The sequence below is a fragment of the Pseudomonas sp. ASL8 genome, from assembly GCF_056680355.1.
In genome coordinates, this window is the sequence record NZ_CM155278.1 from 3927456 (window position 1) to 3941767 (window position 14312).

Consider the following 14312-nt stretch of genomic DNA (forward strand, 5'->3'; position numbering starts at 1 on the left):
CTCCGCTCGCCGTATGCTGCTTTTTCCCCTGTCGACGCGAGGAACCTGCTGCAAAACTTGACCTGTATATCCGCCCAATATTCCCCGGTAGTGTTTAACGACATATCGTCTGCGTGTACGGAATTTTGGCCCCGACCGCTGAAGCCTGAATCAAGGAGGATTTGATGTTTTCTATGTCATGTAGATCATCGCCAGGCGGGCGAAAGGGGGGGGAGTTCAGTCATCATGCCGTTCAGCGCTGTACCCAGCGGACAATTCGTGCGTTTCAGGATGAGTGGTTGCGCAAATTTGGCGTGCGAATCTGGAAGTACGGCGCCGAGATTTATCTGTTTGATCATGATGTGTTCGATGGCCTGCTACAAAGCGTGTGCAGCCAGGACCGACAACTCGCCGAAAAATCCCGCAACAGTTATGCGGTGGTGAGTGCCGATCGTTTCATTACGGTCGGTCATCAAAACACCTCTTTTTTTTGGCTCAAAAAACCGTCTGCGCTCAGCAACGGCGCTTGGCCTTGTTCCGATTTTGAAGGCGTTAAGGGCGAATCAGGCCCTAGTGTACTAACAGATTTTCTGATGCCGGCACCCAGGTGTTGGCGACAGTCTAAGAATGTGGGAGTGGTTTATGCAGGACGCTGACGAGTTGAAGCCTGGCTTCATGATTATCCACAGCAATCGTCTCGATGATTTGCGAGCCTTGGCTGTGAATTGGATGCAGCGTTATCCGCTGGCACCACTGGAAAACGAAGTGGTGCTGGTCCATAGTAATGGTATTTCGCAGTGGCTCAAGCTGGCCCTGGCCGATGACCCTCAAGCAGGCGGTTGCGGCATCGCAGCTGCGCTGGACGTGCAGTTGCCGGCACGTTTTCTGTGGCAAGCCTATCGATCAGTGTTGGGTAAGGACTCAACACCTGAAACCTCGCCACTGGACAAGACTCCCCTGAGCTGGCGGCTGATGCGCTTGCTGCCGCAGCTGATGAGCAAGCCTAATTTCCAGAGCCTGCAGCGGTTTCTGGAGCAGGACGACGATCTTCGCAAGTGTCATCAGTTAGCCGAGCGTCTGGCCGATTTGTTCGATCAGTACCAGGTGTACCGTGCGGACTGGCTGGAAGACTGGGCTGAAGTCCGCGACCAGCTCAAGCAGATCAATGGCATGCCTAACCCGCTGGATGCCGATAATCTTTGGCAGGCCGACCTGTGGCGCGAGCTGTTGCTGGATGTCGGCGAAGGCGCGCTTGAGCGCAGCCGAGCAGGTGTCCATAAGCGCTTTGTTGCCCGCTTGCAATCGGTGGAACAGGCTCCGCAAGGTCTACCTCGGCGCATTGTGGTGTTTGGTATTTCGTCGATGCCGGCTCAGGTGCTCGAAGCCTTAGCGATGCTTTCGCGGTTCAGTCAGGTGCTGCTCTGCGTACATAACCCCTGTCGTCATCACTGGATCGATATCGTGGCCGACAAGGACCTGCTGCTTCACAGCTATAAACGTCAACAACATAAGGCTGCCAGCCCGACGCTGGCAGATCCGCTGCATCAAAACGGTCAACCACTGCTGGCCGCCTGGGGAAAACAGGGCCGCGACTATATCAATCTGCTTGACAGCTACGACGACCCCTCCAGCTACCGGCATCTGTTTGTGAACGTGAATGGCGGGCGAATCGACCTGTTCAGTGAAGATGAGGCCCCGACGCTACTATCGCAGTTGCAGGACGACATTCTGGAACTGCGGCCACTGACTGAAACTCGCGAACACTGGGCGCCGGTACTGTCGGACAAAGATCGCTCAGTGCGTTTCCATGTGGCGCACAGCCCCCAGCGAGAAGTGGAAATCCTCCATGACCAGCTGCTGGCCCGTTTCAGTGCAGACCCACGGCTCAGCCCGCGTGACGTGATTGTCATGGTCCCGGACATCAACGCGTATGCGCCGCACATCGAGGCAGTCTTCGGGCAAGTGCCTTACCACGACCCGCGTTACATCCCGTTTACTCTCGCCGACCAAGGGCAGCGTGGTCGCGAGCCGCTGTTAATCGCGCTGGAGCACTTGCTCAAGCTGCCGCAGAGCCGTTTTGCGGTCAGCGATATTCTTGACCTGCTTGATGTGCCCGCGCTTCGTGCCCGCTTTGGAGTCACCGAGGCCGATCTGCCTACGCTGCATCGCTGGATTGAAGGGTCCGGTATTCGCTGGGGACTCGATGGAGCGCAGCGTGAAAGCCTGGACATGCCAGCCGGGCTTGAACAAAACACCTGGCGCTTCGGCTTGCGCCGCATGCTGCTGGGATATGCCGCGGGCAAAGGCCCGGCGCTGGACGGCATCGAGCCTTACGACGAAGTCTCCGGCCTCGAAGCCGCGCTGGCAGGCCCGTTGCTGACCCTGCTCGATCACATGGAAATCGCCCGTCTGGACTTGCAGCAACCCACAGTGCCGAAGGTTTGGGTTGAGCGTTTACAGTCGCTGCTCAAGGTGTTTTTCCGGCCCGTTGGCGAGGCCGATGAATTGCTCGTCAACCAACTGCTGAAGATTCTCGATGACTGGCTGAAAACCTGCAACGAGGCTGAGTTTGATGAGGCGGTGCCGCTGAGCGTTGTCCACGAAACCTGGCTTGGCGGCATGGATCAGGGCGGCCTGTCCCAACGCTTCCTGGCGGGCGCGGTGAATTTTTGTACCTTGATGCCGATGCGTGCGATCCCCTTCAAGGTGGTGTGCTTGCTTGGCATGAATGATGGCGACTACCCTCGCCAGCAGTCCCACGTCGACTTCGACCTGATGCGTCATGACTACCGTCCCGGTGACCGTTCCCGCCGAGAGGATGACCGCTACCTGCTGCTTGAGGCGCTACTGTCGGCCAGGGATCAGCTGTATGTCAGTTGGGTGGGGCGCAATATCCGCGACAACAGTGAGCGGGTGCCATCGGTTTTGATCGGGCAACTGCGCGATCACCTGTCGACCGGTTGGCGACTGAGCGGTAGCGAGGAGAATCCGAAGGCGCTGATTGACGCTCTGACCCTGGAACACCCGCTGCAGCCCTTTAGCCCTTCGTACTTTGCGAATCTGTCGGGGCCGGACGGTCTGTTCACCTATTCCCATGAGTGGCGCAACGTTCATACGGTTGCCGAGGCAGTGCTGGCGCCGATCGAGCTGACACCGCTCCAGCAAGACACGCCTTTGAACCTGCGCCAACTGGCGGGTTTTCTGCGCGATCCGGTGGCTGCGTTCTTTCAACAGCGCCTCAAGGTACATTTCGACAGTGATGAAATGGTCAGCCGCGATGAGGAGCCTTTTGAGCTGGACGCGCTGGAGAATTGGCAGCATCAGGAAACCTTGAGCCAATCACTCAAACGCTGGGTCGAGGAGTCCTATCAGCCTGAGCATATGGACGCCCAGCTGGAACAGCATGTGCAGCGTTTGCAACGGGAGGGCAAATTGCCCTTGGCGGCATTCGGCTCACTGAGTGCGGCCAAGCTTGCTGGACCGCTTCCTGATCTGATGGCGCGTTACCACGCGGCCATTCAGGAATGGAGCGAGGTAGAGCCAGGCCAGATCGAGCTCAGGTGCGAGCCGACGGATTCGACGCCAGGCTTCGTCGACTGGCTGGGCGGGCTGCGCCGTAACGCCGGGAAGGACTTGGCCTACGTGCAACTGGTGAGCAACAAACTGCTCACCGACGACGGTTTTCGTTGGCATAACCTAGTTCGTCTCTGGGTACGGCACCTTGCTTTGCAGCTGGGTACCGAGCCGTGCACGACGATTTTGGTTTGTCTCAACGGCAATGTGCTGTTCCCTCCATTGAGCAAGGCTACTGCGCAAGACCATCTGCAGCACTTGTTGCAATACTGGGTCGAGGGCATGTGCGAACCGCTGCCGGTTGGCTGCAAGACTGCTTTCGCCTGGTTGTCGGGCAGTGGGGGCGCGGCTCTGGACCAGGCCAGGGAAACATTCGAGGGCGGCTATATGGTGACCGGGGAGGTCGCCAGTTCGGCCGCCTTGCGCCGCGCTTATCCCGACTTCGATGCATTGTCTGGTGATGGACGATTTACGTTGTTGGCCGAACACCTGTATGGCCCTCTGTTTAACCATCTTTCATCTGCTGGCGCAGGGAGCGACCTATGAATCCCGTGAATCTGGAGTCTCTGAATTTTCCGTTACACGGCAGCCGTCTGATCGAGGCTAGCGCCGGGACCGGCAAGACATTCACTATTGCGTTGCTGTATGTGCGGCTGGTGCTTGGGCACGGTGGCGCGAATGCATTCAAAGAGCCGCTCAATCCGCCGCAGATTCTGGTCGTGACTTTTACGGACGCCGCCACTCAGGAATTGCGCGATCGTATCCGCCTGCGTTTGAGTGAAGCCGCGCAGTGTTTCGCCGAGCCCCTCGGTAGTCACGATTCGTTATTGGAGCAACTACGGGCTGATTATCCGGCTGAGCATTGGCCCGATTGCGCCCGTCGCCTACAACTGGCCGGCGAGTGGATGGATGAGGCGGCGGTCTCGACCATCCATGGCTGGTGTTATCGGATGTTGCGTGAGCATGCCTTCGACAGCGGGAGCCTGTTCACCCAGACGTTGGAAACCGATCAGAGCGAATTGCTGGCCGAGGTGGTGAGGGATTACTGGCGGCGGCATTTTTATGGGCTATCGCTGGATCAGGCTGAGGTGATCGCCGACTATTTCAGCGGGCCTCAAGAGTTCGGTCAGCTGCTCTCGTCCTTGCTGGCGCGGCGCACTGCGAGCTTCATGCATGGCGGCGCAGTATTGCCTGCCCCCGGAACCCTGGCGGCCTTGCTCAAGGCGCCTGCTGACTGGAAGGTCAGCCTCTCTGCATTGGAGCAACTCGCACGAACGGCATGGCGCGATGACCGGCAGCAGATTGAACAATTGCTGCACGGCATGCGCAGCAAGCTGCATGGCAATACCTATCGGGGCGTCAAGGATGATCAGGTATTTGCCGGGTGGCTTGAGGCCTTGGCGAACTGGAGCCAGGGCCAGACCGCACCTGGCAATCTGAGCAAGTTTGGTCAGGAGCGTTTCAAACTCACCGGTGGCGCACAGGCCCCATCGCATCCAGCGTTCGCAGCCATCGACGCCTTGGCGGACCATCAAGCAAGCAAGCAGGACATTCGGGCCCAGTTACTACTTCATGCGCTGGCTGAAATCAGCGAGCGTTTCGATACCGAAAAACTGCGCCGCGCCGAAATCGGCTTCGATGATCTGCTCAATCGGCTCGATGCGGCGCTGCAGGGGCAGTCGGGTGAGCGACTGGCAAAAACTGTTCGTGAGCAGTATCCGGTTGCCTTGATCGATGAGTTTCAAGACACCGACCCTGTGCAGTACCGAATTTTCGAAAGCATCTACCGTATCGCCGACAATTCACCGGACAGCGGGCTGTTCATGATCGGTGACCCGAAGCAGGCGATCTACGCCTTCCGTGGCGCGGACATCTACACTTACTTGAGCGCCCGTGAAGCCACCAGTGGACGACATTACACCCTGGGTAAAAACTTCCGCTCCACCGAGGCCATGGTGACGGCCGCCAACCGCTGTTTCGAGTTTGCCGAAGGACATCCGCGAGCGGCCTTTCGGTTTGCCCGGGAAGGCTTTGCCAATCCAGTGCCGTTTTCCGCCGTGCTTGCCAAGGGGCGCGAGGCGCGTCTGGAAATAGGCGGTGAGGCCGCTGCCGCGATGACGTTGTGGAGCCTACCCGGCACTGACGGCATGATCAGCACCGGGGCGTACCGGCGAGGCATGGCAGAAGCAGCGGCTTCGGCTATTCAATCCTGGTTGGTGCCGGATGGTGCCCAGCAAGCAGGTCTGCGTCAGCCCAATGGCAGCTTCGTTGCCCTGAGACCGGCCGACATCGCGATTCTGGTGCGCAATCGAACCGAAGCCGAGGCCATCCGCAAGTCGCTGTCCCAGCGCAAACTGGCCAGCGTATATCTGTCTGATCGCGACTCGGTGTTTGACAGTCCAGAAGCCCAGGACCTGCTTTATCTGCTGCGTGCCTGCGCTGAGCCTTCAGTGGATCGGCTGCTCAGGGCGGCGCTGGCGACGCGCAGCATTGGCTTAAGCTGGCTGACGCTGGAGCAGCTCAACCATGACGAACTTTACTGGGAGCAACAGGTTTTACGCTTCCGGGATTATCGTCATCTCTGGCAGCAGCAAGGTGTGCTGCCGATGCTGCGCAAACTGATGGCAGACTTTCAGATACCCGCGCGTTTGTTGCTGCAGACCGACGGCGAACGCAGCCTGACCAACTTGCTGCATCTGGCCGAATGGCTGCAGCGTAGCGCCACTGAGCTGGACGGCGAAAATGCATTGATTCGTCACTTGGCCGAGCAGCTGCAAGCTGCCAGTGAAGAAGAAATACTGCGTCTGGAAAGCGATGCTGATCTGATTAAAGTCATCACCGTCCACAAATCCAAGGGGCTGGAGTATCCACTGGTTCTGCTGCCATTCATTTGCAACGCGACTGAACTCAATGGTCGTAGCAAGTCGCCGCCGATGTTCCATGGCGACGATGACGGCGAGTTGTGCATCGAATTGGGCAAGTCCGAGGCAGCCAGGGTGGCGTATGAAAAAGCCAACGACGAGCGTCTGGGCGAGGAAATGCGTCTGCTCTATGTGGCATTGACCCGTGCCCGTTACGCCACCTGGCTGGGTATCGCAGCAGTGGGTCGCTCCAATGGCAAGGCGACCGATCTGGATAAAGGCGGCCTGGGTTATCTGCTGGCTGGCGGTGACAAGATTGTTGCCGGGCAACTTGAATCGCTTTTGTCCGACCTGCGCGGGGACTGCGAACACATCGTCTGTGAACCAGCACCCGAGGCCACGGATGATTGTTATACACCACCACTAAAAGCCGAGCTCAGCCAGGCATTGATCCCATTGCATAAGCCCGCCTCAAACTGGTGGATCGCCAGCTACTCGGCACTGTCCATCGCCGACGGCAACCAATTGATGGGCTCCGAAGCTGGTCAGCGGCTTGAGCCTGCCACGGCCCTGGAGGCGAACCTCACCGAGGAAGGCCTTGCTGTGGATGAAATAGTCGCGACGCTTCCTGCGGGTCCGGGCATTCACGGTTTTCCCCGTGGCGCAGGCCCCGGTACTTTCCTGCATGGGTTGTTCGAGTGGGCGGGTAACGAAGGCTTCGCGAAAGCTCAGGCCATGCCCGAGTCGATCGACAGCACAGTTGGCCGCCGTTGCAACCTGCGAAGCTGGGAAACCTGGATCGAACCACTGGCGGCTTGGCTCAAATCCTATCTGAGTACACCGCTGCGTTTTGACGGCAGCTCGGTCAGCCTGAGTGGCTTGAGCACCTATCAGGTGGAGATGGAGTTCTGGTTTTCCAGTCAGTCGGTAAATGTCCAGCAGCTCGACAAATTGGTGCGCCAATATACCTTGAATGGCGAACCGCGACCGGTACTCAATCCCGGCCAGCTGAACGGTATGTTCAAAGGCTTTATCGACCTGACGTTCGAACATCAGGGGCGCTACTACGTGGCCGACTACAAGTCCAACTGGCTGGGCCGCAATGACGACAGTTATGACGCTGCATCGATGGCCGAAACCATGCTCAGCAAGCGCTACGACCTGCAGTTCTGCCTCTATCTGCTGGCCCTGCATCGGCAATTGAAGTTGCGCCTACGTGACTATGACTACGACCGGCACATGGGCGGTGCTGTGTATCTATTCGTGCGCGGGCACCATTCTGCCAGCCAGGGTGTGCATTTCGAAAGACCGCCTCGCCAACTCATCGAACAAATGGACAGACTTTTCATGGGCCAGCACACGGAGGTGGCAGTATGATCCTGACACTCAAACAACTCAGTGACAGCCAGCGCAGCAGCGACGCACCTGCGATTGCCCTGTCTCAGGCTTCTAGCCAGGATTTGCTGCAGCAGTTGGAGCTTTGGGTGACCCGCGGTTGGCTGCGCGCCCTGGATCGTTCAATGGCCGCGTTCGTCCTGGAGCAGGACCCCCAAGCGCCGCCAAGTGTCCTGTTGGCGATTGCGATGACCAGCCATCAATTGGGCCGAGGGCATTCCTGTCTCGATCTGACGGCAACCCTCAGCGCGCCGGACTTCGTCCTTTCGCTGCCGCCTGAAGGCGATGAAGGTGGACAGCTACCATCGCAGTGGTTGCACGGTTTGGATGCGGTCACCTGGCGCCAGGCGCTGGCTGCCAGTGATCTGGTCGAAGACCGCGACACCCCAATACGTTACTCGGAGCGCCCCTTGGTGCTCGCCGGGCAACGCTTGTACCTGCGACGCTTTTGGAACTACGAGCAGAAAATTGCCAAAGCGCTCAGCGCTCGACTGACTCAGCCGCCGATCACCCCCGATCATTTGTCCAAACGGCTCGATGAATTGTTTCCAGAATCGGCCAAGGACGGTGGTCAGCGGATCACCGATTGGCAAAAGCTGGCCTGTGCGTTGGCTGCTCGTGGGCATTTCAGCGTGATCACCGGCGGGCCTGGCACCGGCAAGACCACGTCGGTGGTGCGCCTGCTGGGGCTGCTGCAGACCCCGGCCGTCGAGGCTGGCAAACCCTTGCGCATTCGCTTGGCCGCGCCGACTGGCAAAGCGGCTGCACGCTTGTCGGAGTCCATCGGCAAGGCGGTCAGCGAACTGCAAGTGACGGACGACGTTCGCCGGGCCATCCCCACCGATGTTTCGACGCTGCATCGCTTGCTGGGCAGTCGTCCCGACTCGCGCAACTTTATCCACCATCAGGACAATCTTCTCGCGCTGGATGTGTTGGTGGTCGATGAAGCATCGATGATTGATCTGGAAATGATGGCCTGCCTGCTCGATGTCTTGCCGCTGCAGGCACGCTTGATCATGCTCGGCGACAAGGACCAGTTGGCCTCTGTCGATGCTGGCGCCGTGCTGGGTGACCTGTGTCGCGACGCCGAGGCTGGGCGTTACTCTGCGGCGACCAGCGCCTGGCTCACTGAACACACCCACGAAGCAGTTGAGGCGACGGGCCTGCAACTTGGCGAGGGCCTGGGCGACCCTTTGGCGCAGCAGACAGTGATGCTGCGTTACTCGCGACGTTTCGATGCCAACAGAGGCATAGGACGCCTGGCAAAGCTGGTCAACGAAAAGAATGCTGGCGAGGCTCGTCAACTGCTCGAACATCCGCCGGAACAACTGTTCAGCTTGAAACTGCGAGGCGAACAAGACAGCAAACTTACCCGTCTAATTATCGATGGTCATCCCGAGGCTGACGGCAAGCCCCCGGGCTATCGCTATTACCTGGAGCAATTGCAACAGCTGCGGCCGGCAACTGGCACTGTCTGGAACAGCGATGGCTGGGTGCAATGGGCGAGCAATGTTCTCAAAGCCTTCGATGAGTTCCGGCTGCTTTGCGCCTTGCGCCGTGGCCCTTGGGGCGTAGAAGGATTGAATCTGCGCGTGGCCGGCGAGCTGAAACATCGCAAACTGATCGACACCGACCATGGCTGGTACGAAGGCCGACCAGTGCTGGTCACCCGTAATGACTACAGCCTGGGATTGATGAATGGCGACATCGGCATAGCGCTCTACCTTCCTGTGCCCGATGACAGTCAACCCGGACGCATGATCCTGCGGGTGGCGTTCCCCCGCAATGACGGCACTGGCGATGTACGCTTTGTCTTGCCCAGCCGGCTGGTTGAAGTCGAAACGGTCTACGCCATGACCGTGCATAAATCCCAGGGCTCGGAATTCAACCACACCGCGTTGCTGCTCCCGGATGCGCTAAACCCGGTGCTGACCAAGGAGCTGCTCTACACCGGCATTACCCGCGCGAAAAACTGGTTCAGCCTGATTGAGGCCGGCCCTGGGGTGTTTGAGGGCGCGGTGAGCCGCAATGTACAGCGTTTGAGTGGGCTGGCATTGCAGTTAAAGGCTGAGTTGTCCAAAGAGGCTCAACGATGATCGGTATCAAGGGATTACCCCACAACCTTGCACAGGTGCGGGCCCTGTTGCACGCGCATCTCGAAGAACATCGGCACCTGCCGGAAAGTACTCGGCTGCGGGACCTGGGCTCGGAAAAAGCGGTGGTGCAGGATTATTCGGGACGGGTTGTCTTCGAGCTGCTGCAAAACGCCCTTGATCGCGCTACTGGCCATATTTTGCTTCGCTGGGATCGACAACGACAGATTCTCGAAGTCGCCAACGATGGACGCGCGATCACGACCCAGAGCGTGGACGGGCGTCGCTCCGATATTCAGGCGTTGCTGAGCATGCATTCGAGCAGCAAATCAGCTGGCGAAAGCATTGGCAATAAAGGTGTCGGCTTTCGTTCGGTATTTGGTGCCGGCAGTCAGGTCGAGGTCTGGAGTCGTGCTGAAGATGGCCATTGGTGGGGCATGCATCTGCAACATCCGGCGCGCTTCGCGGTGGCCGTTGACGGCTGGGTCAGCCAGGACGCGGCCAGCTTTTACGCGCCGCTGATGCTCTCGGCCCAGCCAGAACTCGATTCAGAGCATGTCACACTGATTCGCTTGCAGGACATCAGCAAGCCTGAGGTCGTTGCCAGCATTGAGGCGTCCATGGCGGAGTTAAGCCGTGGACCGCTGGCCTTCCTGCAGGAACGCGCCGTCCCCGGCTTGCGGATTACCTTGAGCGTCGCTGGGGAGAAGAAAGTCACCCATGTCATCGACGCCACGGATTACCTGGCGATGGCGCAGCGCCAGATGGTAGTTCCTGTCGAAGTGCGTGCCAGCACCGGGCTGGATCTGGACGTCGCTGATGTGCGGGTACTTGCGTCCGATGACCCGAGCTACTCGCGATACTGGTCCTATTTGCCCACCGAGCAGCCCGCCGGGTTTGGTGTGCATATTCATGGCGATTTTTACCTGAGCAATTCGCGCCGTCACCTGACGCTGCGAAAGCTAGAAGGCACTGCGCAAGCGACTGATCCGGCCGGGTGGAATGCGACTCTGGTGCGGCTGGCCGCTGAGTGCATAGTCGAACTTTGGCAAACGCCGGAAGTTTGCCTGGCTGAAACATTCTGGGAATACGCCACTCCGCGCGCTTGTACTTGCCCGCACCTGAAACGTGAAGTCGCCACGTTGTTCTGGCAGGGACAGGGTGCGGTATTTGAAAGAATGGTGAGGGAGAGTTTCCCGACTGATCGAAAATGGCCTGTTGCGCGTTATCGACAGCTGTTCGAGGCGCTTGAAGCCTGGACTGATTATGCTTATCGCAGCATCGGGCCACGTCAGCTTTCACAGTATCGCCAGCATTTGATGGAGCGCGTTCAGGCCAGTGGTGCTCCGGTCCTGCCGATTGTTGGCGAAGAAGTTGCCGCGAACATGCTCGTCAGCCGAGCACTGCCTTTGCTTCAGGTTACTCAGGGGCAGCGTCGCGGCCCCGACACCGACAGAATATATCACCGTCGTCCTGGTCGTGATCTGCAAACGGAGTTGGCGCCGGTAATCATGCGTCAACATTCCTTCGTCACGACCTTCGCGCCCGGCCTCGGCATGTCCCTCGCGGACCAGGGGCTGATTAACTTCGAGCGACCGGAAATACTCGCGCAACTGCGTCCCGGCACTGATGAACAAGCTCATGTCGAGCTGATCACCGCAGCACTAGGTCTGGCCGGCCATGAAGGCACCGCTGGAGTAGGCTCGTTTTTGCAACGAGCGAAAGAGCGTGGTGTCGGCGCGGCCTGGCGCTTTGTGAGCAAAGAAACTGCCGCCAATGCCGGTGCAAGCCTGGCCAGCCTGATGGTGAAAGGGTTGGATGGCAATTGGCATGCCGCAAAGGCGTGTGCACGAATCAGAGGACCATGGCCGCAACTGGATGAGCGCTGGCTGGCTGAGGTCGTTAACAGCATGGCACTGTTGCCGACTGTCGATGATCTGTGTCTGCTGTTGGGTATTGGCCCCATTCCGTTATCCAATCCTGAAACTGTCGAGTTGCCCGATGAGTTGCCGGCCGAGACGATGAGCGACCTAATTGCGCACTGGCCATTGCTATCCGGCTTTCTCGCTCGCGAGGAAGGCCGGTATCTGTTGGCGGCCCTGGAGCAGTGCCGCTGGCTGCAGAGCGGGGGCCCGGTTTTGATCCGTGACGGGCTGTTGGGCAATGGCCCCTATGCGCCATTGGACGTCTGGCGTCAGCAGACCAGCGGGGGATTCAGAACCCGGCTTTTGCCACGTTTGGAGGTGGAACGAGGTAGTGAAGCGACGTGGTACGCACAGCTCAGGATTGCCAATGCGCTGGAGACCAATGGTGCCGAGCGAGTGCGCCGTGCCTTTGAGCACCTGCTGCACATTGATCCGCGCGCATTGGACTCGGCGGAACTGCGTGATTTGAGCGAGCTGTATCGCAATCTGGTGGATTTGTCCCTTAAGCACGAAAGCCTGACGCCGCCCTTGCTCTATCGAGTCATCGGCGAAGCGGGGCGTCAACAGGGATTGGCGTGGGGCGGCGCAGCGGATGGTATCTGGCACGACACGGGGGAAAATCCCACCGCGTTGCTCTCATTCAATGACATCAAATTATGGGTTGTCAGAAAACTGAGCAAACAGAACGCCACCCACTACGGTTTAAAAAACTTCGCGCCAGTGACGGCAAAAGTCAGCTGTCACGGCGACAGCAATGATCCGCTGGCGGCGAAGCTGCGTAGCCGGTTGCACCTGGCCATACCGGATCTGATGGCGGCTGCCAGCGCGGCGCACAACGATTTCGACGCCAACAAGGCGTTGGATGTTTTCGCTAGATTGATCATCCGTCACTACGACGATGTCTGGATCGAATGGTCGTTCGACGGCAGGCTCGGCTGCCTGGGCAAAGACTCGGTCGGTGATGTCTTTGAACACGTCGATGAGCAAGGGACGCATGAACTCTGGTTCGATGGACCGGATGTGCCCTTGGTCGAGTGCGCACATCCCTTGAGCCAGCTGCTGACGGAAAAACGGGCGTTCGGCGCGTTATTCAAGGATGGGCTGCATGCGTGGAGCAATGCTGCGGATTCTGTCGGTGAAGACGGGCGCGTGTCAGGAGCTGTCCAGCGCTTTCGCCGTGAATACGGGATATCTGATCAGGAAGTTGCGGAGTTCCGGCTGCGCATTGATGCCTTGGTATTGACTGTCGAAGATCGTCTGCTTTGGGTCGCATCTGTTCGCGAAGTGCTGGAAAGCTTTGCGTCGGGTTTGAGCTACGAGCCATTCCCGGGAATGGTAATCAGACCGGAGATTTTTCTGAATGCCAGGAATGTCGCAGAAGATGAGGTGACAGCGGCATTGGCGGGGATCAGCAAGCTTCGTCCGCTTGTCGACTTCGCCGGTATCCACGCAGCGACGCTGGTGCTGGCCGACACCTTGCCCGCTCTGGCTTCTGCTATTGAGGCGATTCCTCGTGAACACTGGACTCAAGCTTTGCTGGAACGGCTACAAAAGGAAATCAAGGTTGCGCATCCAGATGAGAGTGCACGGCTGAAAATGATGTTTTTCGATTCCCAGGCAGTTCTGCATCGCCGATTGAATGTTGAGCGCCGGGATGCATTGCCTTCAGCCCAGGCTCTGGACTTTGCCAACGGCAAACTGTGGTTGGGCGCGTTACCCGGATCGCCGCTCAAACCGATCCTGAAATCGTTCGATGTCACCAAGGTCAGCCTGAGCGCTCGTGACACGCCCCCGGATGAGGATCACTTCATCCATGAGCAGCGGCGCAAGGCTGCTGGCGGCTTGCGTGCCGAAGAAGCGGTTCTCGCTGTTTGCGTACCTGATGCCTTGAATTGGTTCCGCAAGGAACCGCAGGCGTTTCGTGAGGCATTGGCTGTTCCCCTCGCGTTTCTTGGCGCTGAAGGGCTGCGCCGCGCCGAGTGCCTGACCAGCGAGGAGCAGATGCGTAAATTGCTGCATGTCGCGAACTACGTCGGTAACGCGGGGTTCGATGTTCTGGTACCGCGTGATGGCAAGTTCCTGCAAGTCGAGGTCAAACGCGTTGCGCTCTCCACCAATGGGCGGTTTTTCGTTTCTGAAAATGAAAGACGTCGCGCCCTGGACTATCGCAAGCATTCCATTGATTGGCGACTGTGGCTGATCAGCAACGATGGCAAATCCCAGGATGTCACCAATGTGATGGACGTTTTCGACAAGCACCATTCAGCACTGCAAGATCTCGCCGAAGATGGACTGCGTCCAGGAGAGTGGATGTTCGTACTTGATCAGTGAGCGGAGGGGCGGTCCACGTCCCGCATTTCAGTGTTTTTTCGGCGCATCTGAGTGGGTACGTTGATGCACTTGTAGCCAGGTTACTGTGCTTCGGCCGCTATCTTGGCCATGACTGGTAGTCACGGCTTGTATGGTGATGGTGAAGTTGGCCTTTG

General features: G+C 58.6%; 5 protein-coding genes. All 5 read left to right on the forward strand.

Annotated elements, in window-relative coordinates; genetic code table 11:
* Positions 1–278: 278 nt before the first annotated feature.
* The 5 genes from AC1MEA_RS18120 to AC1MEA_RS18140 are packed head-to-tail and all read left to right on the forward strand — an operon-like array spanning position 279 to position 14157.
* Positions 279–635 carry a hypothetical protein gene (locus AC1MEA_RS18120; protein ID WP_480416979.1) on the forward strand — a complete coding sequence of 119 codons (357 nt, stop codon included), beginning with the start codon at positions 279–281 and terminating at the stop codon, positions 633–635.
* Positions 622–4098, forward strand: a complete 3477-nt coding sequence (gene recC / locus AC1MEA_RS18125; RefSeq protein WP_480416980.1) for an exodeoxyribonuclease V subunit gamma — start codon at positions 622–624, stop codon at positions 4096–4098. The genes AC1MEA_RS18120 and recC overlap by 14 nt, the downstream gene beginning before the upstream one ends.
* A complete protein-coding gene (recB, locus tag AC1MEA_RS18130) occupies positions 4095–7790 on the forward strand; it encodes an exodeoxyribonuclease V subunit beta (RefSeq protein ID WP_480416981.1) in 3696 nt (1231 codons plus the stop codon). The genes recC and recB overlap by 4 nt, the downstream gene beginning before the upstream one ends.
* Positions 7787–9904, forward strand: coding sequence for an exodeoxyribonuclease V subunit alpha (gene recD, locus AC1MEA_RS18135; RefSeq protein WP_480416982.1), 2118 nt, complete (start codon positions 7787–7789; stop codon positions 9902–9904). The genes recB and recD overlap by 4 nt, the downstream gene beginning before the upstream one ends.
* Positions 9901–14157 (forward strand): sacsin N-terminal ATP-binding-like domain-containing protein, encoded by a 4257-nt coding sequence (locus AC1MEA_RS18140; protein WP_480416983.1) that lies wholly within the window; start codon positions 9901–9903, stop codon positions 14155–14157. Before recD ends, AC1MEA_RS18140 begins: the two co-directional genes overlap by 4 nt.
* Positions 14158–14312 lie beyond the last annotated feature (155 nt).

What these genes read in the sequence shown, in the direction of transcription:
- recD (WP_480416982.1), top strand. Translation starts at nt 7,787, where the DNA reads ATGATCCTGACACTCAAACAACTCAGTGACAGCCAGCGCAGCAGCGAC.
- recB (WP_480416981.1), top strand. Translation starts at nt 4,095, where the DNA reads ATGAATCCCGTGAATCTGGAGTCTCTGAATTTTCCGTTACACGGCAGC.
- recC (WP_480416980.1), top strand. Translation starts at nt 622, where the DNA reads ATGCAGGACGCTGACGAGTTGAAGCCTGGCTTCATGATTATCCACAGC.
- AC1MEA_RS18140 (WP_480416983.1), top strand. Translation starts at nt 9,901, where the DNA reads ATGATCGGTATCAAGGGATTACCCCACAACCTTGCACAGGTGCGGGCC.